Here is a 20,903-nt window from a genome sequence, read left to right as displayed (position 1 = left end):
TGAGAATGGACCTTCGTATTTATGCGGAATTTGACTGCTGACAAGCTAACCGCCTGCCGTTCGGGCGGATATCACGATTTCGTCATCTGATGACCGCCGCCCGCGTCTTCAGGGCTTTGCGCCATAAGCTGCGAGAAAGACCCTTATGGCCGAGGCGACGTTCTGTTCGATCACGGCCTTCTGCGGCACCTCTTCCATCGCGCCGAAGATGCGGGGCTTGAAAAGGCCGACCGTGGTGAGTTCGATGAACTGCTTGGCCGCCTGGGTCGTGTCGTCCGAAACGATGGTGCCGGCCGCTACCTGTCGGTCGAGATATTCCTGCAGCACCGAGACCGGGTTGATCGGCGTTGCGGAGAAGAAGCGGCTACAGAGTTTCGGCAGGCGATGGTTGGCGGCGATCACCATGCGCATGGCGCGGATCGTCTGGTCCGCCGTCATGTGCGTGGCGAAGAGCAGGCCGAATTCCATCAGCGTCTCGGCGATCGGCCGCCTGCCGTCGAGCACATGGCGCACCGTTTCGGTGATCCGCCGGCGCTCGCGCTCGATCATCGAGCCGAACAGGTCTTCCTTGTTCTCGAAATAGACGTAGATCGTACCCTTGGAGACGCCGGCCGCGCGCGTGATGTCGTTCATGCTGGCGGCTTCGAAGCCCTCTTCCATGAACACGCGTTTCGCGCCATCGAGAATCTGCTCGCGCTTGGCAGGGTCCTCGCCGGCAATGCGGCGGCCCGTTTGCGGGGTGCGCGATTTTTCGTCCGTCGTCTGCATCTCCGTTCCCGTGTTCGAGACCTGGCGTCAACCATTTCGAACCGTTCGGTTCGATTTCCACTTGATATGCGCGAGAAAGGAGTCTATGTCAAATCGAACCGAACGGTTCAGTTCGGAAATCTATCCCAGAGATGGTGGCAAATCCATGTCGACTTCCCATGGCGCCGGCACGGCGAAGGTTCGTCCGGTCAACGATGATTTCGAGGCCGAGACCGCCGAGGCGCGGCCGGCGACCACCGCAGAGACGGCACCCGCCGCCGTTGCCCAGCCGGCAGAGCCGAAGAAGGGTGGCCGGCGCCTTGTGCTGCCGATCCTCGCCGTTGCCCTCATCGCCGCAGGCGGGTGGTACGGCCACGAATGGTGGACGAACGGCCGCTTCATGATCTCGACGGACGACGCCTATATCGAGGGCGACATCGCCTCCATCTCCCCCAAGGTTTCCGGCTATGTGGCCATGGTGAACGCCGTCGCCAACCAGGCGGTGAAGGCCGGCGATCCGCTCGTCACGCTCGATGACGGCGACTACCGGCTCGCCCGCGAGCAGGCCGAGGCGCAGATCGCGACGCAGAAGCTTTCGCTCGGCCGCATCGATGCGCAGATCGAAGGCGCCAGGGCGAGCCTTGCCCAGGCCGATGCCCAGAAGATGGCCTACCAGGCCGCCCTCAGCGGTGCGCAAGTCGCCGAAAAGCGCGCCAAGGAGCTGAATGCCAAGGCCGTCGGCACCACCGCCTCGCTCGACAGCGCCACCGTGGCGCTGGACCAGGCCAAGGCCAATCTCGTCGGCGCGGATGCCAATATCGTTGCCGCCAGGGCGGCCATCACGGTGCTCGAGGCGCAGCGCGCGGAGGCCGAAAGCCAGATCCGCACGCTGGAGCTTGCCCGCGACAAGGCCGAGCGCGACCTCGGCTTCACCGTGCTGAAGGCGCCCTATGACGGCGTCGTCGGCAATATTTCCGTGCAGGTCGGCGACCTCGTCTCAGCCGGCCAGCGTCTTGCCGCCCTCGTTCCGGTGAAGGACCTCTATGTCGAGGCGAACTTCAAGGAAACGCAGATCGCCCATCTGGTGCCGGGCTCGAAGGTGCATCTGCATGTCGATGCCTTCGAGGATGACGACATCGTCGGCATCGTGGATTCGATCGCGCCGGCCTCCGGCTCGGTCTTCTCGCTGCTGCCGGCGGAGAACGCCACCGGCAACTTCACCAAGGTCACGCAGCGCGTGCCGGTCCGCATCGCCATCCCGCGGGACGCGCTGGATACCGGCAAGCTGCGCGCCGGCCTCAGTGTCGTCGTCGATGTCGACAGCCGCACGGCGCCCCAGGGCACGGCGGTGGCCGCCAAGGCCGAGTAGAGACTTTAAGCAAAGGAGCGCGGGCGATGGCCGCGACCGCTCAACCGGCAGCAGGCGCCCTGACGGCGCCGCCCGCGCAGGCCGACAAGGTTCCCGTCCGCCGCGTCGTCGCGTTCTTCGCGATGGTCTTCGGCATGTTCATGTCGATCCTCGACATCCAGATCGTCTCCGCCTCGCTCTCGGAGATCCAGGCCGGCCTCGGCGCAGGCGCCGACGAGATCGCCTGGGTGCAGACCTCCTATCTCATCGCCGAAGTCATCATGATCCCGCTGTCGGGCACGCTGGCGCGCATCGTCTCGACGCGCGTGCTCTTCGCCTTCTCGGCCGCCGGCTTCACCGTGGCGAGCGCGCTTGCCGCGACCGCGACGAACATCGACCAGATGATCGTCTACCGCGCCATCCAGGGCTTCATCGGCGGCGGCATGATCCCCTCGGTCTTCGCGGCCGCCTTCACCATCTTCCCGCCCTCCAAGCGGTCCGTCGTCTCGCCGATGATCGGCCTCGTCGCCACGCTTGCCCCGACCATCGGCCCGACGGTCGGCGGTTATCTCAGCCACGCCTTCTCCTGGCACTGGCTCTTCCTCGTCAACATCATCCCGGGCATCATCGTCACGGTGCTGACCTGGAACCTCATCGACTTCGACAAGCCGGAATTCAGCCTGATGAAGCGCTTCGACTGGTGGGGCCTCATCTCCATGGCGGTGTTCCTCGGCTCGCTCGAATATGTGCTGGAAGAGGGCAACAACAAGGACTGGTTCAGCGACGAGCATATCGTCATGGGATCCGTCGCCGTCGTGGTCGGCGCCGTGGTCTTCTTCTGGCGGGCCTTCAAGGTGCCGTTTCCGGTGGTGGACCTGCGCGCCTTCGCGAACCGCAACTTCGCCTTCGGCTCGATCTTCTCCTTCACCATGGGCATTGGCCTCTACGGCCTCACCTATCTCTACCCGCTCTATCTGGCGCGCATCCGCGGCTACGATTCGCTGATGATCGGCGAGACGCTGTTCATCTCCGGCCTTGCCATGTTCTGCACGGCGCCGATTGCCGGCATGATGTCGTCGCGGCTCGATCCGCGCGTCATGATGATGATGGGCTTCGGCGGTTTTGCGCTCGGCACCTGGTCGATGACGCAGCTGACCGCAGACTGGGATTTCTACGAACTGCTCGTGCCGCAGATCCTGCGCGGCGTCTCGCTGATGATCTGCATGGTGCCGATCAACAATGTGGCGCTCGGCACGCTCTCGCCCGACCGCATCCGCAACGCCTCCGGCCTCTTCAACCTGACGCGCAATCTCGGCGGTGCCGTGGGGCTGGCGGTCATCAACACGATCCTCACCCAGCGCTCGCAGGAACACTACCTGCGCCTTTCCGAGCATGTGCAGTGGGGCAATCCCGAGGCTGTCGAGCGCATGAACAGCATGGCCGCCAATTACGGCGCCCATGGCCTCGACGGGCCTACCATTGCCATCAAGCAGATGGCCGGCATGGTGCAGCAGCAGGCCTATATCCTGTCCTTCATCGATGTCTTCGTGCTGCTCACCGGCCTTTTCGCGACGCTCATCGTCTGCGTGCTGGCGATCCGCAAGCCGCAGGGTGCGGTGCGGGGTGGCGGCGGGCATTGAAGGTCGTCAGACGGTGAGGGTTCCGCTCATCACGGACACGCAGGCACCGGCGACATGCACGGTCCTTTCGTCCTCGACCTCGACGGACAGCAGGCTCGGCCGCCCCATGTCGATGCCCTGCGCCACCTCGAAGCGCCGTGGTGCGGTCTTCTCCAGCGTGGTGAGGAGGGCGCAGGTCGCGGCCGTGGCGCTGCCGGTGGCGGGATCTTCCGGCAGTCCGTCGAAGGGGGCGAACATGCGGGCGGTGAAATCCACCGCGCCGTCATCCGCCTGCAATTCGCGGCAATAGAGGTAGATCGCATCGGCACCATCCGCGGGCAGGATGGTGGAGAAGGCCGCCATGTCCGGCTTGGCGCGCCGCAACGCCGCCCGAGTCGCGACTTCGACGACGAGGAACGGCAGGCCGACCGAGGCGATACAGGGCGGGTGAACCCCGCTTGCGATATCCTCCTGCTCAAGCGAAAGACAAGCGGCAACGCTGGCAGGGGCAAACGAACGCCCGATCGAAAGCGCCTGCGGTGCCGTCAGTTGCAACCGGTCGACCTTTCCCTCCACCCGCAGGATCCGCACAGGCACGAGCCCGGCCGCTTCCTCGAAGGTGAATTCGCTCACGGCTTCGGCACCCTCGGCCGTCGCCAACGCATAGGCCGTGCCGACATTGGGGTGGCCGGCGAAGGGCACTTCCACGGTGGGCGTGAAGATGCGCACATGCGCGCTATGCTGCTCGCTCCTGGGCCGCAGCACGAAGGTCGTTTCGGAATAGTTGAATTCCCGGGCGATCGCCTGCATCTGCTCAGTCGTCAGTGCGTCGGCATCGAGCACCACGGCGAGCGGATTGCCGCCGAAGCGGGTTCGGGTGAACACATCGAGCGTGTGAAAGGGCAGCTTCATCGACCGGCTCCAAAGAGCTTGGTGGTAGCAAGTTCGCCGGAACTGCTCAAGGTGCTGCGGGTTCTGTAGGCCCGGGGACATGCTGTTCCGCACTACGGGGCGTCCGTCCGGAGCGTACCTTTCGATGTCACGCTGGGCGGCTTCGAGCGCTGGAAATATCGACTGCGATCACCTTCATCCCTGCCGTGAACAGGCGCTTTCTAGGCTGAAAAATCGGCTTGGATCGTCCGCGTGAAAATTTCTGATTTACGTACATCAGAAATTCCTCTATGGGTCTCGGCACGGAGGAGAGATGAGACCCACGGTTCACGATATTGCCGACACGGCGGGCGTCAGCCTGGCGACCGTCGACCGCGTGCTGAACGACCGTCCGGGCGTTCGCGGCGTGACGCGCGCCAAGGTCGAGGCGGCGATTGCGGCGCTCGGCTACGTTCGCGACGTGGCGGCGGCGAACCTTGCCAAGAGCCGGGTCTACCCCCTCGTCTTCATCCTGCCGGAGGGCGACAATCCCTTCATGCGCGGGCTTGAGGCCGAGGTGCGCCGCGCCGGCCTGCATTCGGCGAGCGAGCGCACCCGGTTGTCGGTCGTCACCGTTCCCGCCTTCGATGCCGGCGCGCTGGCGCAGGCCATCGACGGCGCCATTGCCGAAAATGTGTCCGGCATCGCCGTCGTCGCGGTGGACGCACCGGAGGTTTCCACGGCTGTCGGCCGGGCGCATGCGGCCGGCATTCCCCTCGTCACGCTGGTTTCCGACCTTGCCGGTTCCGGCCGCGATCATTTCGTCGGCGTCGACAACATTGCCGCAGGCCGCACGGCCGGCAGCCTGATGGGACGGTTCCTCGGCGGCCGGCCCGGCCCCGTCGCGGTGCTCGCCGGCTCGATGCGCGTGCGGGATCATCGCGAACGCCTGGAGGGGTTTTGCGCCGCGATGGCGGAGATGCCCGTTGCCCGCGCGATCCTGCCGGTTCTGGAGGGCCAGGACGATCCCGCGCGTTCCCGCGTGCTGATGTCCGAGTGCCTTGCCGCCGTTCCGGACCTTGCCGGCGTCTACAGCCTCGGCGCCGGCAACCAGGGCCTCGTCGCGGCGCTTGCCGACGGCGAGCGCGACGATATTTGCGTGATCGCCCACGAACTGACGGCCCATACCCGCGCCGCGCTCGAAGCCGGCACCATCGATGCCGTGCTCAACCAGGATGCCGGCCACGAGGTGCGCAGCGCCATCCGCGTGCTGCGCGCCAAGGCGGACGGCCTGCCCGTCATCGCGGCGCAGGAGCGCATCCGTCTCGATATCTTCATCAAGGACAACCTCCCGGCCGGCCCGGACGAGGATGACGGCAACTAGGGAGAACGCCATGTATCTCGGGATCGACCTCGGCACGTCGAGCGTCAAGGCCATGCTGATCGATGCGGAGCAGACGGTCGTCGGCTCGGCCTCCAGCACGGAGGTGAAGACCGCGCGGCCGCAGGCCGGCTGGTCCGAGCAGGACCCGGCGGACTGGATCCGCGCGACGGAGGAGGCGATCGCCGGCCTTCGCGCCGCCCATCCTGCCGCGCTTGCCGTCGTGCGCGGCATCGGCCTTTCCGGCCACATGCACGGCGCGACGCTGCTCGACGCCGAGGACCGGGTGCTGCGCCCCTGCATCATGTGGAACGACACGCGCAGCCATCGTGAGGCGGCGGCGCTCGATTCGGATCCACGCTTTCGCAGGATCACCGGCAACATCGTCTTTCCCGGCTTCACGGCGCCGAAACTCGCCTGGGTGAAGAACAACGAGCCGGATGTCTTCGCGAAGGTCCGTTGGGTCCTGCTGCCGAAGGATTTTCTGCGCGTCTGGCTCACCGGCGAGCATATGTCGGAAATGTCGGATTCGGCCGGCACCTCGTGGCTCGATACGGGCGCGCGCAAATGGTCCGGTGAACTGCTTGCCGAGACGGGGCTTGACGAGCGCCAGATGCCGGCGCTGGTGGAAGGTACGGAGGCCGCCGGCATCCTGCGGCCGGAGCTTGCGGCACGATGGGGCCTTGGCGCCGGTGTCGTCGTTGCCGGCGGGGCGGGGGACAATGCGGCCTCGGCCTGCGGTATGGGCACGGTACGCGAGGGGGCGGCCTTCGTTTCGCTCGGCACGTCGGGCGTGCTGTTTGCGGCCAATGCCAGCTACCTGCCGAACCCGGAAAGCGCCGTGCACGCCTTCTGCCATGCGCTGCCGGCCACCTGGCACCAGATGGGCGTCATCCTCTCGGCCACCGATGCGCTCAACTGGCATTCGCGCGTCACCGGAGCCTCCGCCGCCGATCTCACGGGGGAACTCGGCGATGCGCTGAAGACCCCGTCCGGCGTCACCTTCCTGCCCTATCTCTCGGGCGAGCGCACGCCGCACAACGACGCGGCGATCCGCGGCGCCTTTCTCGGCCTCGGCCACGAGAGCAGCCGCATAGTGCTGACGCAAGCCGTGCTCGAAGGCGTTTCCTTCGCCATCCGCGACAGCCTGGAAGCGCTGAAATCCGCCGGCACGGCGCTCACTCGCGTCACCGCCATCGGCGGCGGCTCGCGCTCGCGCTACTGGCTGAAATCGATCGCCACCGCGCTGAACCTGCCCGTCGACCTGCCGGCGGATGGCGATTTCGGCGCTGCTTTCGGCGCCGCCCGCCTCGGCCTCGTCGCGGCAACCGGCGCGGACCCCGTTGCGGTCTGCAGCGCGCCGGCCACGGCCGAGACGATCGAACCCGAGACGGCGCTGACCGCCGCCTACGAGGACGCATACCAGCGCTATCGCCGCCTCTACCCGGCGATCCGCGCCGCCTACTGACCAGAAAACACACAAGAGGAGACACCCATGGCCACCGGCTTCTTCGGCGACATCGCCAGGATCAAATATGAAGGCCCCGACAGCACCAACCCGCTCGCCTTCCGCCACTACAATCCCGACGAGATCGTGCTGGGCAAGCGCATGGAGGATCACCTGCGCTTTGCCGTCGCCTATTGGCACACCTTCGTCTGGCCGGGCGGCGACCCCTTCGGCGGGCAGACCTTCGAGCGTCCGTGGTTCGAGGATTCCATGCAGGCGGCGAAGCTGAAGGCCGACGTCGCCTTCGAATTCTTCCAGTTGCTCGGGGTGCCCTTCTACTGCTTCCACGATGCGGACGTGCGGCCGGAAGGCCGGGACTTCGTCGAGAACACGAAGAACCTCAACGAGATCGTCGACTACTTTGAGAAGAAGCAGGCAGAGACAGGCGTGAAGCTGCTGTGGGGCACGGCGAACCTCTTCTCCAACCGTCGCTACATGGGGGGCGCGGCGACCAATCCCGATCCGGATGTCTTCGCCTTCGCCGCGGCGACGGTGAAGACCTGCATCGACGCCACGCATCGCCTCGGCGGCGACAACTATGTGTTGTGGGGCGGTCGCGAGGGCTACGAGACCCTGCTCAACACCAATCTCGGCCAGGAGCTCGACCAGCTCGGCCGCTTCGTCAACATGGTCGTCGAATACAAGCACAAGATCGGCTTCAAGGGCGCGATCCTCATCGAGCCGAAGCCGCAGGAACCGACCAAGCACCAATACGATTACGACGTCGCGACGGTCTACGGCTTCCTGAAGAAGTACGGCCTGGAAAACGAGGTGAAGGTCAATATCGAGCAGGGCCACGCGATCCTCGCCGGCCATTCCTTCGAGCATGAACTGGCGCTCGCCAATGCGCTCGGCATCTTCGGTTCGATCGACATGAACCGCAACGACTACCAGTCCGGCTGGGACACCGACCAGTTCCCCAACAATGTGCCGGAAATGGCGCTTGCCTTCTACCAGGTGCTTTCCGGCGGCGGCTTCACCACCGGCGGCACGAACTTCGACGCCAAGCTGCGTCGCCAGTCGATCGATCCGGCGGACCTCCTGATCGGTCATATCGGCGGCATGGATTGCTGCGCGCGCGGCCTGAAGGCCGCGGCCCGCATGATCGAGGACAAGGCGCTGTCCGGGCCGCTCGCCGAGCGCTATGCCGGCTGGCAGACGCAGGACGCGCAGAAGGTGTTGTCCGGTGGTTCCTCGCTGGAGGCGCTGGAGGCCTACGTTCTTGCCGGCGGCATCAATCCGCAGCCGCGTTCCGGCAAGCAGGAACTGCTGGAAAACGTGGTCAACCGCTACGTCTGAGCCGGTCGACGGGCTCCCGCCGCGGATCGGCGTGGGGGCCTTGCAGACCGCATGGAACCATCTGGAGGCCCCGGTTTGACCGGGGCCTTTGTTGTTTCGCGAGCTTATGCAGGTTTGGTGTCATGTCGGTGGTGCGCCTGCCGTCATCCGCCCGCTGACTCCGAAGGAATGTTTGGCGACGCATCGGTGCTTTCGCATCATGCCGGGGGTGCCCGTTCACGCATGCGATCGAGTGCTTCTTCATCGAGATGCCTTTGGATGCACCTTTGGTAGACGAAAAAGTGTGTCGCCTCACGTTAGGTGAGTTATACTTCACGTTGCGTGAGATTGTATTTTGGCTTGGCCAATTTAATTGCTATACTTCATAATAGTAAGCGGAGCTTATCACAAAAAGCCATAATTTCTGGCTTTTCGTCAAATTCTATAAAGTATTGCCGCTCTATTCATAGTTGTTTATTTACCATCCCTCGCGGAGAATCGTCGGCGATCGGAAGCTAGGCCCCTGATTCGGAGCTGGGCATCAATCAGCACTCCAACCGCACGAGGATATTTCGAATGTCAGCGCAGGATGCCAAGACCCAGCAATTGAATGAGCGTCTCTCCTTCGTCGAACTCGATGACGGCCAGCGCGAGGCGCTGAAGCGCGCGCTGCCGACGATCTCCGCGTCACTCGATGGCGCCCTCGACATCTTCTATCGCAAGGCCCGCGCCACGCCCGAGACGGCGCGGTTCTTCTCCAGCGAGGCCCATATCCAGAGCGCCAAGGGGCGGCAGGTCAAGCATTGGGAGCTGATCGGCTCGGCGCGTTTCGATACGCAATATGTCGATGCCGTCACGATGATCGGCAAGACGCATGCGCGTCTTGGCCTGGAGCCGCGCTGGTATATCGGCGGTTACGCGCTGATCCTCGAGGCGATCGTCGAGAGCGTCATCGCAAAACATCTCGAAGGGTTCATCTACCGCAAGAAGGCGGCCGCGCTCGGCGAGGAGATCTCGGCCATCGTCAAGGCCGCGCTCGTCGACATGGACTACGCCATCTCCGTCTATCTGGAGGCCCTGCAGGAGGAGCGCGAGAAGGCGGAGGCCGAACGGCAGGTGCTGAATGCCGAGCAGGAAGAGGCGCTGGCTGCGCTCGACACCTCGCTCACCCGCCTTGCAGGCGGCGACCTCACCGCCTCGATCAGCAAGCCGCTCGCCCCGCAGTTCGAGCGCCTGCGCTCCAATTTCAACGGGGCGATCGAGAAGCTGGACGACACGCTCGGCGCCATCGTCACGGCGGCGGACGATGCGGCCGGCAATTCCGGCGAACTGGTGAGTGCCACGGACGACATGGCCAAGCGCACCGAGCAGCAGGCGGCGTCTCTTGAAGAGACCGCTGCGGCCGTAGAGGAAATCACCACCATTTCCCGCGAAGCCGCGCAGCGCGCGGAAGAGGCCCGCCGCGTCGTCGGCAGCGCCACGGACGAGGCCCGGCGCTCCGGCCAGATCGTCGAACAGGCAGTCTCCGCGATGGGCGCCATCCAGGACTCTTCCGGAAAGATCACGCAGATCATCAGCGTCATCGACCAGATCTCGTTCCAGACCAATCTCCTGGCGCTCAATGCCGGCGTCGAGGCGGCCCGGGCGGGCGAGGCGGGCAAGGGTTTTGCCGTTGTGGCGCAGGAGGTGCGCGAACTCGCGCAGAAATCCGCGGATGCGGCCAGGGAGATCAAGGTTCTGATCGACAAGTCCTTCGAGGACGTGCAGCTCGGCGTATCGCTGGTCAACAAGACGGGCGAGGCGCTGCATCATATCGGCGAGCAGGTCGTGCACATCAACGCGCATATCGATGCCATCGCCAGTTCCGCCCGCGAGCAGTCGGCCGGCATTTCCGAGATCAACACGGCCGTCGGCAGCATGGACCAGATGACCCAGCAGAATGCCGCGATGGTCGAGGAGACCAATGCCGCGACGCACAATCTCATGCAGATCAGCACGACGCTGAAGAGTCTCGTCGACCGCTTCACGGTTTCGGCCGAACGCAGCCAGCGGACGGCACGGCCGACCCAGCGCCGCTACGGGTAGGGCTGGCGGCGTGCGTGCCTGGATCGAGGGCTTCTACCGTTTCTGAAACCGTCGCGATGGCGCGGAGACCGAATTGCGCACGATCAGATCCGGCCGGAGCAGGATTTCCGTGTCAGTCGGTTCGCTGTCGGAGAGAAGCTCGAACAGCAGCGCCATGGCGCTCTTGCCGATCGCGGTGCGCGGTTGGCGGATGGTGGTGAGCGCGGGCGTCATGAAGCTCGCCTGCGGCACGTCGTCGAAGCCGGTGACGGAAAAGTCGGTCGGAATGTCATAGCCGCGCGCGCCGAGGCCGATCATCACGCCGATCGCCGTCTGGTCGTTGACGCACATGAAGGCGCTCGGCAGCGTGTCGCGCATGAAGAGCTGCTCGAGCGCGAGGCGCCCGCTCTCGATCGTGCCGTCGCCCTCCAGGATGATGCGCTCGCCGGCCGGCACGCCCGCGGCGTCGAGCCCGGCATCATAGCCCTGGCGGCGCCGGCTATAGGCAAGGCGCGTGCGCGAATCGCCGATGAAGGCGATCTTGCGGTGTCCCTCGGCAATGAGGAGATCGACCGCCTTGCGCGCCCCTTCGATGTCGTCGACGCCGACATAGGGAATGCCGCCATTGTAGACCGGCTCGAAGACGCCGACGCTGGGCGGCAGGCGGGCCGTCATGGACTGGTGGCCGAAGGGCAGGATGCCGGTGAAGAGGATCAGCCCGGCCGCCTGGTTGGAATTCAGGAACTTCAGATATTCGAGGCCGCGCTGCGGATCGTTCTGCGTATGGCCGATCAGGATGCCGTAGCCGTGTGCGCGCGCCTCGTTCTCTAGGCCGACGAGGATGTTGGAGAAGTTCGGGTCACCGATATCCGGCGCCACGACGAGGATCATGTTCGACCGGCCGAGGCGCAGGCTGCGCGCCATCGCATTGGTCGTATAGCCGGTGATCGCGATCGCCTGGTTGACCTTCAGCCGCGTCGAATTCGCCACCTTTTCCGGCGTGTGGATCGCCCGCGATACGGTCGCGATCGAGACCTGCGCGATGCGCGCAACATCCTCGATCGTGGCGGGGCTGGACGTCGACAAACTGGCTCTCACTCGGCACGGGCAAGTCCGGCGGGGGTGCGAAGCGCAGCATCCGGAATTGCATTAACAAACGAAGTGCGGGGGACACTACACAGACTGGACTGAGGGTCAAACGGCGCTTGGTGAAAATTCCTGATATCCCATGATGTAAACCTTTACATGGATCGTGTAAAGGTTTACATCACTTCTCAAGCGGTCGAGGAGCCGCAGGGAGGAAATCATGAATCCGGACGCTGCCGATGGGGCTCCCGTCGTTCTCGCTGCACGCCGCATCGCCAAGTCTTTCAATGGCGTGCAGGTGCTGTTCAGCGTCAATTTCGAGCTGCGCGCCGGTGAGATCCATGCCCTGATGGGCGAGAACGGCGCGGGCAAGTCGACGCTCGTGAAGATTCTCTCCGGCTTCGAGCAGCCGACATCAGGCGAGATCCTTCTCGACGGCCAGCCGGTCAAGCTGCCGCCGAACGGCCAGGCCGAGCAGCTCGGCATCGTCATCATCCACCAGGAATTCAACCTCGCCGAACACCTGACCGTCACCGAGAGCCTGTTTCTCGGCCGGGAAGTGACGCGCTACGGCGTGCTCGACCGGAAATTCATGCGCGCCGAAACGCGCCGCGTGCTCGACCAGCTCGGCTCCCATGTCGACGAGAACGCTCTGATCAGCTCGCTCTCCATCGCCGACAAGCAGATGGTGGAGATCGCCAAGGCGATCAGCCGCGATGCGCGCATCATCTTCATGGACGAGCCGACGGCCGTTTTGTCGCGCGAGGAGACCAACTATCTCTTCCGCCAGGTGCGCAAATTGCGCGAGGAGGGCACCTCCTTCGTCTTCGTCTCGCACAAGCTGGACGAGGTGATGGAGCTCACCGACCGGGTCACGGTGCTGCGCGACGGGCAATGGGTGAAGACCGCGCCCACCGCCATTCTCGACGGCGAATCGATCGCACAGTTGATGGTCGGCCGCGAGCTTTCCAGCCTCTACCCGTCCAAGCAGGAGCCGAGCGTCGACGAAGAGGTGACGCTCGCCGTGGCGGGCCTTTCGACCCATTATGTCAAGGACGCGAGCTTCGAGGTGCGCAAGGGCGAGATTCTCGGTTTTTCCGGGCTGATCGGCTCCGGGCGCTCGGAATTGATGGAGGCCGTGGCGGGGCTTCGCTCGCGCCTTTCCGGCGAGGTCTCCGTGCGCGGCGAAAGCGTGCCGGGCGGCGATGTTCATGCCGCCAACCGCGTCGGCATCGCCTATATGACGAAGGACCGCAAGCACAAGGGCCTGCTCCTGAACTCCCGCATGACGGCGAACCTCACGCTGCAATCGCTGGATAAGCACGGTCATTACGGTTACCTCAGCCCGAAGAGCGAGGCGGAGGCGCTGGAGCGTGCGCGCCGGCGCTTCGATATCCGCGTGCGCGACGGCCGCGTCGTCGCCGGCCGCATGTCGGGCGGCAACCAGCAGAAGCTGCTGCTCGCCAAGGTCATGGAGACCGAGCCCGACGTCATCATCATCGACGAGCCGACACGCGGCATCGATGTCGGCACCAAGCAGCAGATCTATCATTTCATCTCGGCGCTCGCCCGCGACGGCAAGTCGATCATCGTCGTCTCTTCCGAGATGCCGGAGATCATCGGCCTGTGCACCCGCGTCGCGGTGATGCGGGAAGGGCGGATCGTCGGCATTCTCGAAGGCGAGGAGATCTCCGAGCAGGAGATCATGCGCTATTCGGCAGGGTTGAAGAAGAAGACCGCTGCCTGAGCCTTGCGCCGGCGGCATTACACAGAATTCAAGGTTGGGGACGGACATGACGGCAAGCGAAGACGCGGTCGAAACGAAGGGCAAGGGCCGCAGCTGGCGGGATGTCGACCTGAGGGCCGTCGCGCCCTTCGCGGCGCTGGCCCTGCTGCTCATTGTCGGCGCGCTGGTGAACCCCAACTTCATCGGTTTCACCAACCTGGCGAACGTGGCGACGCGCAGCGCCTTCATCGCGATCATCGCGGTCGGCGCCACCTTCGTCATTTCGTCCGGCGACCTCGACCTGTCGGTCGGCGCCATGGTCGCCTTCGTCGCCAGCCTCATGATCCTCTTCATGAATTCCGGCGCTATCGCCGATCCCTCGCTGATGCTGACCGCCGCGATGGTCCTGACGGTCGTCATCGGCGCGGGGTGCGGCCTTCTGAACGGCCTCATCACCACCGTCGGCAAGATCGAGCCCTTCATCGCGACGCTCGGCACGATGGGCATCTATCGCGGCCTGACGACCTGGCTGTCGCAGGGCGGCGCGATCACGCTGCGCGAGCCGGAATTGCAGGCGCTCTATCGCCCGGTCTATTTCGGCTCGATCTTCGGCGTGCCGGTGCCGATCGCCGTCATCCTCGTCGTCACCGCGATTGCCGCCTTCGTGCTCTATCGCATGCGCTATGGCCGGCATGTCGTGGCGGTCGGTTCGAACAGGGATGTCGCGCGCTATTCGGGCATTCCGGTCGATCGCGTGCGCACCATCGCCTTCGTCATCCAGGGCCTGTGCGTCGCCATCGCCGTGCTGCTCTATGTGCCGCGCCTCGGCTCCACCTCGGCGACGACGGGCATCCTGTGGGAATTGCAGGCGATCACCGCGGTCGTCGTCGGCGGCACGGCGCTGAAGGGCGGGGCGGGGCGTGTCTGGGGCACGATCTGCGGCGCCTTCATTCTGGAGCTGGTCGGCAACATCATGCTGCTCTCCAACTTCATCAGCGAATACCTGATCGGGGCCATCCAGGGCGCGATCATCATCATTGCGATGCTCGTCCAGCGCTCGCTGGTGCGCAAATCGTGAGACCAGGCAGTTCCAGCCATGGAATTGCGGGGAAGTAGCCGGGTCTACAGGTCGCCCGGTCTGTGAGGAAGACCTGATTTTGGGAGGAAACTCATGCGCAAGAAACTACTGGGCCTGACGGTTGCGGCATTCGCCGTCTTCACCGGCTTTGCCCACGCACAGGAAGAGAAGAAGGTGACGATCGGCGTCTCGATCCCGGCGGCCAGCCATGGCTGGACGGCCGGCGTGATCTTCCATGCCGAGCGTGTCGCCAAGCTCCTGATGGCGAGCCATCCGGGCCTCAACGTTGTCGTCAAGACCTCGCCGGATCCGGCAAGCCAGGCGAACGCCGTGCAGGACCTTGCAACGCAGGGCATCGATGCGCTCGTCATCCTGCCCACGGATCCCGATCCGCTGGTCAACGCCATCAAGGAAATCAAGGACAGCGGCACCTTCGTGGCGCTGGTCGACCGTGCGCCGAGCACGAACGACAATTCCGTGCGTGACCTCTATGTCGCCGGCAACAACTTCGCGCTCGGCCAGACGGCCGGCGAATATATCAAGGCCACGACGCCGGAAGCCGAAGTCGTCGTCATCCGCGGCATGCCGATCCCGATCGACCAGGAGCGTCAGGACGGCTTCGACAAGGGCATCGAAGGCTCGAGCGTGAAGATTCTCGATCGCCAGTACGGCAACTGGAACCGCGACGACGCCTTCAAGGTCATGCAGGACTATCTCACCAAGTACCAGAAGATCGACGTCGTCTGGTGCCAGGACGACGACATGGCCGTCGGCGTCCTGCAGGCCATCGAGCAGGCCGGTCGCACGGACATCCAGTATGTCGTGGCCGGTGCCGGCTCGAAGGACATGATCAAGAAGGTCATGGACGGCGACAAGATGATCCCCGTCGACGTGCTCTATCCGCCGGCGATGGTGGGCACCGCGCTCGAAATGACGGCCGCCAACTTCTACGGCCAGGTCCCGGTCCGCGGCGTCTACACGATCGACGCGACGCTGGTTACGAAGGACAACGCGAAGGACTTCTACTTCCCGGATTCCCCGTTCTGACCTGACGGAAACAAGCCGCCCGGGACATGATGGCCCGGGCGGTTTGACAACGACAGTTCCTCATTCTCTTCCGTCATCCTCGGGCGTGAGCCGAGGATGACGGAAGAGAGGTTTCGGCCTTTGCCGGCAAATCGGCATTGCCCACCCCGCCAAACGCCGATAGCTTTCCACGCGCTGCGGTACGTACCGCAAGAATATCGTCGGCCGCCCGCAAGGTGCGGCCCGGTCCATGGGAGGACGCCACAGATGAAGACGATCAAGGGCCCGGCCCTGTTTCTCGCCCAGTTCGCCGGTGATGCCGCGCCGTTCAATTCCTGGGATTCGATCACCAAGTGGGCCGCCGACATCGGCTACAAGGGCGTGCAGGTCCCGAGCTGGGATGCCCGCCTCATCGACCTCAGGAAGGCTGCCGAATCCAAGGCCTATTGCGACGACTTCGCCGGCAGGGCGCGCGAGAACGGCGTCGAGGTCACCGAACTTTCCACCCATCTGCAGGGCCAGCTCGTCGCCGTGCATCCGGCCTATGACGAGGCCTTCGACGGTTTTGCGGCGCCGGAGGTGCGCGGCAACCCGAAGGCGCGGCAGGAATGGGCGGTGGAGCAGGTGAAGATGGCGCTGACGGCCTCGCGGCATCTCGGCCTCGATGCCATGGCCAGCTTTTCCGGCGCGCTCGCCTGGCCCTTCGTCTATCCCTGGCCGCAGCGGCCGGCCGGCCTCGTCGAGACCGCCTTCGACGAACTGGCACGGCGCTGGAAGCCGATCCTCGACCATGCGGAGGAGAACGGCGTCGACGTCTGCTACGAGATTCATCCCGGCGAGGACCTGCATGACGGCATCACCTACGAGATGTTCCTGGAGCGCACCGGCAACCATGCCCGGGCCTGCATGCTCTACGATCCCTCGCACTACGTGCTGCAATGCCTCGACTATCTCGACAATATCGACATCTACAAGGACCGCATCCGCATGTTCCATGTGAAGGATGCCGAGTTCAACCCGACGGGCCGGCAGGGTGTCTATGGCGGCTACCAGGGCTGGGTGAACCGCGCCGGCCGCTTCCGCTCGCTCGGCGACGGCCAGGTCGATTTCGGCGCCGTCTTCTCCAAGATGGCGGCCAACGACTTTGCCGGCTGGGCCGTGGTGGAATGGGAATGCGCGCTGAAGCACCCGGAGGACGGCGCGCGGGAAGGCGCGGAATTCGTCAAGGCGCATATCATCCGCGTCACGGAAAAGGCTTTCGATGATTTTGCGGATGCCGGGACGGATCAGGCGGCCAACCGGCGCATGCTCGGTCTTTGACGGCTGCCCCTCACCCTAACCTTCCCCCCGTTTGCGGGGAGAAGGGGGCCGGACGAGGGGCATTTGCCTCGGAGAAATTTTAAGGAGGAAAACCCCATGGCAATCGAAGGAAGCGCCAGCGAGGCGCGGGAGGGCCGCATCCGGCTCGGCATGGTCGGCGGCGGCTCGGGCGCGTTCATCGGCGCGGTGCACCGCATCGCGGCGCGGCTCGACGATCATTACGAACTCGTCGCCGGCGCGCTGTCGTCCTCGCCGGAAAAGGCGGAACAGTCGGCCCGCGAGCTCGGGCTCGACCCTGCGCGCAGCTATGGCAGCTTCAAGGAAATGGCGATCCGCGAGGCGAAGCTGAAGAACGGCATCGAGGCGGTGGCGATCGTCACGCCGAACCATGTGCACTACGAGGCGGCGAAGGAATTCCTGAAGCGCGGCATCCATGTCATCTGCGACAAGCCGCTGACCTCCACGCTTTCGGATGCGCGCAAGCTGAAGAAGCTGGCGGAGGAGAGCGATGCGCTCTTCGTGCTGACGCACAACTATACCGGCTATCCGATGGTCCGCCAGGCGCGGGAGATGGTGGCCAATGGCGATCTCGGCGCGATCCGGCTCGTGCAGATGGAATATCCGCAGGACTGGCTGACGGAGGACATCGAGTCGAGCGGCCAGAAGCAGGCGGCCTGGCGCACCGACCCCTCGAAATCGGGTGCCGGCGGCTCCACCGGCGACATCGGCACGCATGCCTACAATCTCGGCTGCTTTATCTCCGGGCTGGAACTCGCCGAGCTTGCCGCCGATCTCGACAGTTTCGTGCCGGGCCGCCGTCTCGACGACAATGCCCATGTGATGATGCGCTTCAGGGAAAAGGACGGCGTCGCCGCCAAGGGCATGCTCTGGTGCAGCCAGGTGGCGCCGGGCCACGAGAACGGGCTGAAAGTGCGCGTCTATGGCACCAAGGGCGGTCTCGAATGGGTGCAGGCCGATCCGAACTACCTCTGGTACACGCCTTTCGGCGAACCGAAGCGCCTGATCACCCGAGGCGGTGCAGGCTCCGGTGCGGCCGCCGCCCGCGTCAGCCGCGTGCCCTCCGGCCATCCGGAAGGCTATCTCGAAGGCTTCGCCAATATCTATTCCGAGGCCGCCCGGGCCATCCACGCCAAGCGCAAGGGCGCGCCGGTCGATCCCGCCGTCACCTATCCAACGGTGGATGACGGTCTCAAGGGCATGCTTTTCGTCGATGCCTGCGTGCAATCGTCGAAGAAGAACGGGGCCTGGGTCAAGGTCTGAGGTTTCCGCCGGATTGCCGGCCGCCGCCCTCTGTGGCGGCCGGACGCCTTTCAGGTGAAAATGCTGCCGAGGCGGATCACCAGTTTCTTGTCGAACAGGTGGCCCCGGTCGAACATCCAGTTCAGCGCATCGCGCGTGGTCCACGGCCGCTTGTAGGGGCGGGTGCTCGTCAGAGCCTCGAAGACGTCGCAGACCGTGGCAAGACGGATTTCCGGGCTCAGCTTGTCGGCCTTGAGGCCGAGCGGATAGCCGCTGCCGTCCAGGGCTTCGTGATGGTAGCGGCAGATATCGAGCACGAGGTCGGAGACATTGGCCTGCTCCTTCAGCAGGCGGTATCCGAGTTCGGGGTGACCGCGCACCAGGCGCTTCTCGTCGCCGTCCAGCCGGCCGCTCTTGTTGAGAACGGAATTCGGGATCATCAGTTTGCCGACATCGTGCAGCAGACCGGCCACGCCGAGTTCGCGCACCGCGCTTTCATCCTGGCCGAGCAGGCGGGCAAGGCGCATCATGAGCGCGCTCACCGCCAGCGAGTGCACATAGGTCCCCTCGTCCTTCGTCTTCAGGCGCGTGACCTTCAGGAAGACATCGGGGGCGGCGTCGATGCGGTCGGAAATCTCGTCGGCGACCGGCGACAGCGCGTCGATTTCCAACTGGCCGGTTCGCGCGGCGTCGAAACTGTTGCGCAGCGAGCGGGCCGATTGTGCCACCGTTTCCAGCGTGCGCCTGCGTTCTTCGGCGGCCTGCGCGGCGGGCGCCGCGCCGGTGCCGTGGTCGATGTCCACCGTGCTTCTTTGCGGATTGACCAGCGCATAGGCGGCGGAGGTCGCCAGGATGGCCCGCACGGTTTCGTCGGACTGGACGAGGAAACGCCGCCCGGAAAACTCGGCATCCGGGCATTCCAGCGATTCCACGAACATGCCCTTCCGTACGAGATGCTTTGCGATTCGTCGTACCACGCCAGTGCCTCCGTCCCAGCTACAGGCAGTTTAAGGGAGAAGTGTCTAACCTTTGTTTAAGCAGTCCCTGTTTGACGGCAACTTCGCAACCTTTTGCCTGGAGGCGAAAGCCGGGTTTGCGAAAACCATTGATTTTTACAATCAAGCTGCTTACTGCAACGTTGCAGTGACCAGACGCGCGCAATCTTCCACGCCTGAGAGACGAAAATGAACGATCCCAAAATCCTGGCCGACCAGTTTCCCGGCGACTTCGTGTTCGGTGTGGCGACAGCCGCCTTCCAGATCGAGGGCGCTACGAAGATGGATGGCCGCAAGCCTTCGATCTGGGACGCGTTTTCCAACATGCCGGGCCGAGTGTTCGGCCGGCACAATGGCGACGTGGCCTGCGATCACTACAACCGTCTGGAGGAGGATCTCGATCTCATCCAGTCGCTCGGCGTGTCGGCCTACCGGTTCTCCATCGCCTGGCCGCGCATCATTCCCGAAGGCACCGGCCCGGTAAACGAGAAGGGGCTGGATTTCTACGATCGCCTCGTGGATGGCCTCAAGGCACGCAGCATAAAGGCCTTCGCCACGCTCTATCACTGGGACCTGCCGCTGATGCTGGCCGGTGATGGCGGCTGGACGGCGCGGCAGACGGCCTATGCCTATCAGCGCTACGCGAAAACCGTGATCGCCCGGCTTGGCGACCGGCTGGATGCGGTGGCGACCTTCAACGAGCCCTGGTGCTCCGTCTGGCTCAGCCATCTCTACGGCATTCATGCGCCGGGCGAGCGCAACATGGATGCGGCGCTGCATGCCCTGCATTTCACCAACCTGGCGCATGGCCTCGGCGTTGCGGCGATCCGTGCGGAGCGCCCGCAGCTGGCCGCCGGCCTCGTCCTGAATGCGCATTCCATCCATGCCGGCAGCGATGGCGAGGCAGACCAGGCGGCGGCCGCGCGCGCCTTCGACTTCCACAATGGCGTCTTCTTCGGCCCGGTCTTCAAGGGTGAATATCCCGAAAGCTTCCTCTCGGCGTTCGGCACCCGCATGCCGGCCATCGAGCCGGGCGACATGGAGACGATCAGCCAGCCGCTCGACTGGTGGGGGCTCAACTACTATACGCCGATGCGGGTTTCGCACGATCCGGCGGAGGGTGCCGAATTCCCTGCGACCGTGCCCGCGCCGCCGGTCGCCGACATCAGGACGGATATCGGCTGGGAGGTGTTTGCGCCGGCGCTTGGCGACCTCATCCGCAAGCTCAACGCGGATTATGCGCTGCCCGCCTGCTACATCACGGAGAACGGTGCCTGCTACAATATGGGCGTGGAAAACGGCGCGGTCGACGACCAGCCGCGCCTCGATTACATCGCCGAGCATCTCGGCGTCACCGCGGACCTCATCCGCGAAGGCTATCCGATGCGCGGTTACTTCGCCTGGAGCCTGATGGACAATTTCGAATGGGCCGAGGGCTACCGGATGCGCTTCGGTCTCGTGCATGTCGACTACGAGACCCAGCTCCGCACGATCAAGAAGAGCGGCAGGTGGTATGCCGAACTCGCCGGCGCATTTCCCAAGGGCAATCATCGGGCAGCCTGACTGCCCGTATTTCCTCGTATTGTCATGCCGGCCGT

Annotated in this window: 16 protein-coding genes; 12 read left to right on the top strand and 4 right to left on the bottom strand. The window is 64.7% G+C overall.

The annotated features are described in order from the left end of the window. Nucleotides 1-108: 108 nt before the first annotated feature. Nucleotides 109-768, bottom strand: coding sequence for a TetR/AcrR family transcriptional regulator (locus EV665_RS07345; protein ID WP_133033586.1), 660 nt, complete (start codon nt 766-768; stop codon nt 109-111). Between the two features lie 145 nt (nt 769-913). Here EV665_RS07345 and EV665_RS07340 point away from each other — a divergent pair, with 145 nt between their 5' ends. Continuing rightward, nucleotides 914-2,116, top strand: a complete 1,203-nt coding sequence (locus EV665_RS07340; protein ID WP_133033585.1) for an HlyD family secretion protein — start codon at nt 914-916, stop codon at nt 2,114-2,116. Between the two features lie 26 nt (nt 2,117-2,142). Beyond that, nucleotides 2,143-3,735 carry a DHA2 family efflux MFS transporter permease subunit gene (locus tag EV665_RS07335; RefSeq protein WP_133033584.1) on the top strand — a complete coding sequence of 531 codons (1,593 nt, stop codon included), beginning with the start codon at nt 2,143-2,145 and terminating at the stop codon, nt 3,733-3,735. Nucleotides 3,736-3,741: 6 nt separating this feature from the next. Here EV665_RS07335 and EV665_RS07330 read toward each other — a convergent pair whose 3' ends face one another. Then, complete coding sequence (locus tag EV665_RS07330; protein ID WP_133033583.1) at nt 3,742-4,626, bottom strand: PhzF family phenazine biosynthesis protein; 885 nt, start codon at nt 4,624-4,626, stop codon at nt 3,742-3,744. A gap of 292 nt (nt 4,627-4,918) precedes the next feature. On the opposite strand from EV665_RS07330, the gene EV665_RS07325 reads away from it, so the two are divergent. From EV665_RS07325 to EV665_RS07310, 4 genes are all read left to right on the top strand, one after another. Next, nucleotides 4,919-5,968 (top strand): LacI family DNA-binding transcriptional regulator, encoded by a 1,050-nt coding sequence (locus EV665_RS07325; RefSeq protein WP_133033582.1) that lies wholly within the window; start codon nt 4,919-4,921, stop codon nt 5,966-5,968. A 10-nt stretch (nt 5,969-5,978) separates the two neighbouring features. Further along, a complete protein-coding gene (gene xylB, locus EV665_RS07320) occupies nt 5,979-7,433 on the top strand; it encodes a xylulokinase (RefSeq protein ID WP_133033581.1) in 1,455 nt (484 codons plus the stop codon). Nucleotides 7,434-7,460: 27 nt separating this feature from the next. Continuing rightward, nucleotides 7,461-8,771 carry a xylose isomerase gene (gene xylA, locus EV665_RS07315; RefSeq protein WP_133033580.1) on the top strand — a complete coding sequence of 437 codons (1,311 nt, stop codon included), beginning with the start codon at nt 7,461-7,463 and terminating at the stop codon, nt 8,769-8,771. A gap of 555 nt (nt 8,772-9,326) precedes the next feature. Continuing rightward, nucleotides 9,327-10,835: a globin-coupled sensor protein gene (locus EV665_RS07310; RefSeq protein ID WP_133033579.1), complete on the top strand. Its 1,509-nt coding sequence runs from the start codon at nt 9,327-9,329 to the stop codon at nt 10,833-10,835. 33 nt (nt 10,836-10,868) lie between these two features. Here the strand turns inward: EV665_RS07310 and EV665_RS07305 are convergent, their stop codons facing one another. Continuing rightward, nucleotides 10,869-11,900, bottom strand: coding sequence for a LacI family DNA-binding transcriptional regulator (locus tag EV665_RS07305; RefSeq protein ID WP_064331247.1), 1,032 nt, complete (start codon nt 11,898-11,900; stop codon nt 10,869-10,871). A gap of 220 nt (nt 11,901-12,120) precedes the next feature. On the opposite strand from EV665_RS07305, the gene EV665_RS07300 reads away from it, so the two are divergent. The 5 genes from EV665_RS07300 (at nt 12,121) to EV665_RS07280 (ending at nt 18,331) form a co-directional block, all read left to right on the top strand. Further along, nucleotides 12,121-13,647, top strand: coding sequence for a sugar ABC transporter ATP-binding protein (locus EV665_RS07300; RefSeq protein WP_133033578.1), 1,527 nt, complete (start codon nt 12,121-12,123; stop codon nt 13,645-13,647). 46 nt (nt 13,648-13,693) lie between these two features. Further along, a complete protein-coding gene (locus EV665_RS07295) occupies nt 13,694-14,704 on the top strand; it encodes an ABC transporter permease (protein ID WP_064331245.1) in 1,011 nt (336 codons plus the stop codon). 93 nt (nt 14,705-14,797) lie between these two features. Beyond that, complete coding sequence (locus EV665_RS07290; RefSeq protein ID WP_133033577.1) at nt 14,798-15,751, top strand: substrate-binding domain-containing protein; 954 nt, start codon at nt 14,798-14,800, stop codon at nt 15,749-15,751. A gap of 246 nt (nt 15,752-15,997) precedes the next feature. Beyond that, on the top strand, nt 15,998-17,050 hold the full coding sequence (locus tag EV665_RS07285; protein ID WP_064331243.1) for a sugar phosphate isomerase/epimerase family protein: 1,053 nt from the start codon (nt 15,998-16,000) through the stop codon (nt 17,048-17,050). Nucleotides 17,051-17,146: 96 nt separating this feature from the next. Next, entirely contained in the window at nt 17,147-18,331 is a 1,185-nt protein-coding gene (locus tag EV665_RS07280; RefSeq protein ID WP_133033576.1) for a Gfo/Idh/MocA family protein, read from the top strand. Between the two features lie 50 nt (nt 18,332-18,381). On the opposite strand, the gene EV665_RS07275 is transcribed toward EV665_RS07280, so the two are convergent. After that, nucleotides 18,382-19,287 (bottom strand): HD-GYP domain-containing protein, encoded by a 906-nt coding sequence (locus EV665_RS07275; protein ID WP_133033575.1) that lies wholly within the window; start codon nt 19,285-19,287, stop codon nt 18,382-18,384. 207 nt (nt 19,288-19,494) lie between these two features. Here EV665_RS07275 and EV665_RS07270 point away from each other — a divergent pair, with 207 nt between their 5' ends. Beyond that, nucleotides 19,495-20,868: a GH1 family beta-glucosidase gene (locus tag EV665_RS07270; RefSeq protein WP_133033574.1), complete on the top strand. Its 1,374-nt coding sequence runs from the start codon at nt 19,495-19,497 to the stop codon at nt 20,866-20,868. The last annotated feature ends 35 nt before the right edge of the window (nt 20,869-20,903 follow it).

Origin of the sequence: Shinella granuli, from assembly GCF_004341885.1 — a bacterium.
GTDB classification, from domain to species: Bacteria; Pseudomonadota; Alphaproteobacteria; order Rhizobiales; family Rhizobiaceae; genus Shinella; species Shinella granuli.
The sequence above is the reverse complement of the archived record's forward strand: the minus strand, read 5'-3'. Positions and strand labels throughout refer to the sequence as shown.

What these genes read in the sequence shown, in the direction of transcription:
- EV665_RS07345 (WP_133033586.1), bottom strand. Translation starts at nt 768, where the DNA reads ATGCAGACGACGGACGAAAAATCGCGCACCCCGCAAACGGGCCGCCGC.
- EV665_RS07340 (WP_133033585.1), top strand. Translation starts at nt 914, where the DNA reads ATGTCGACTTCCCATGGCGCCGGCACGGCGAAGGTTCGTCCGGTCAAC.
- EV665_RS07335 (WP_133033584.1), top strand. Translation starts at nt 2,143, where the DNA reads ATGGCCGCGACCGCTCAACCGGCAGCAGGCGCCCTGACGGCGCCGCCC.
- EV665_RS07330 (WP_133033583.1), bottom strand. Translation starts at nt 4,626, where the DNA reads ATGAAGCTGCCCTTTCACACGCTCGATGTGTTCACCCGAACCCGCTTC.
- EV665_RS07325 (WP_133033582.1), top strand. Translation starts at nt 4,919, where the DNA reads ATGAGACCCACGGTTCACGATATTGCCGACACGGCGGGCGTCAGCCTG.
- xylB (WP_133033581.1), top strand. Translation starts at nt 5,979, where the DNA reads ATGTATCTCGGGATCGACCTCGGCACGTCGAGCGTCAAGGCCATGCTG.
- xylA (WP_133033580.1), top strand. Translation starts at nt 7,461, where the DNA reads ATGGCCACCGGCTTCTTCGGCGACATCGCCAGGATCAAATATGAAGGC.
- EV665_RS07310 (WP_133033579.1), top strand. Translation starts at nt 9,327, where the DNA reads ATGTCAGCGCAGGATGCCAAGACCCAGCAATTGAATGAGCGTCTCTCC.
- EV665_RS07300 (WP_133033578.1), top strand. Translation starts at nt 12,121, where the DNA reads ATGAATCCGGACGCTGCCGATGGGGCTCCCGTCGTTCTCGCTGCACGC.
- EV665_RS07295 (WP_064331245.1), top strand. Translation starts at nt 13,694, where the DNA reads ATGACGGCAAGCGAAGACGCGGTCGAAACGAAGGGCAAGGGCCGCAGC.
- EV665_RS07290 (WP_133033577.1), top strand. Translation starts at nt 14,798, where the DNA reads ATGCGCAAGAAACTACTGGGCCTGACGGTTGCGGCATTCGCCGTCTTC.
- EV665_RS07285 (WP_064331243.1), top strand. Translation starts at nt 15,998, where the DNA reads ATGAAGACGATCAAGGGCCCGGCCCTGTTTCTCGCCCAGTTCGCCGGT.
- EV665_RS07280 (WP_133033576.1), top strand. Translation starts at nt 17,147, where the DNA reads ATGGCAATCGAAGGAAGCGCCAGCGAGGCGCGGGAGGGCCGCATCCGG.
- EV665_RS07270 (WP_133033574.1), top strand. Translation starts at nt 19,495, where the DNA reads ATGAACGATCCCAAAATCCTGGCCGACCAGTTTCCCGGCGACTTCGTG.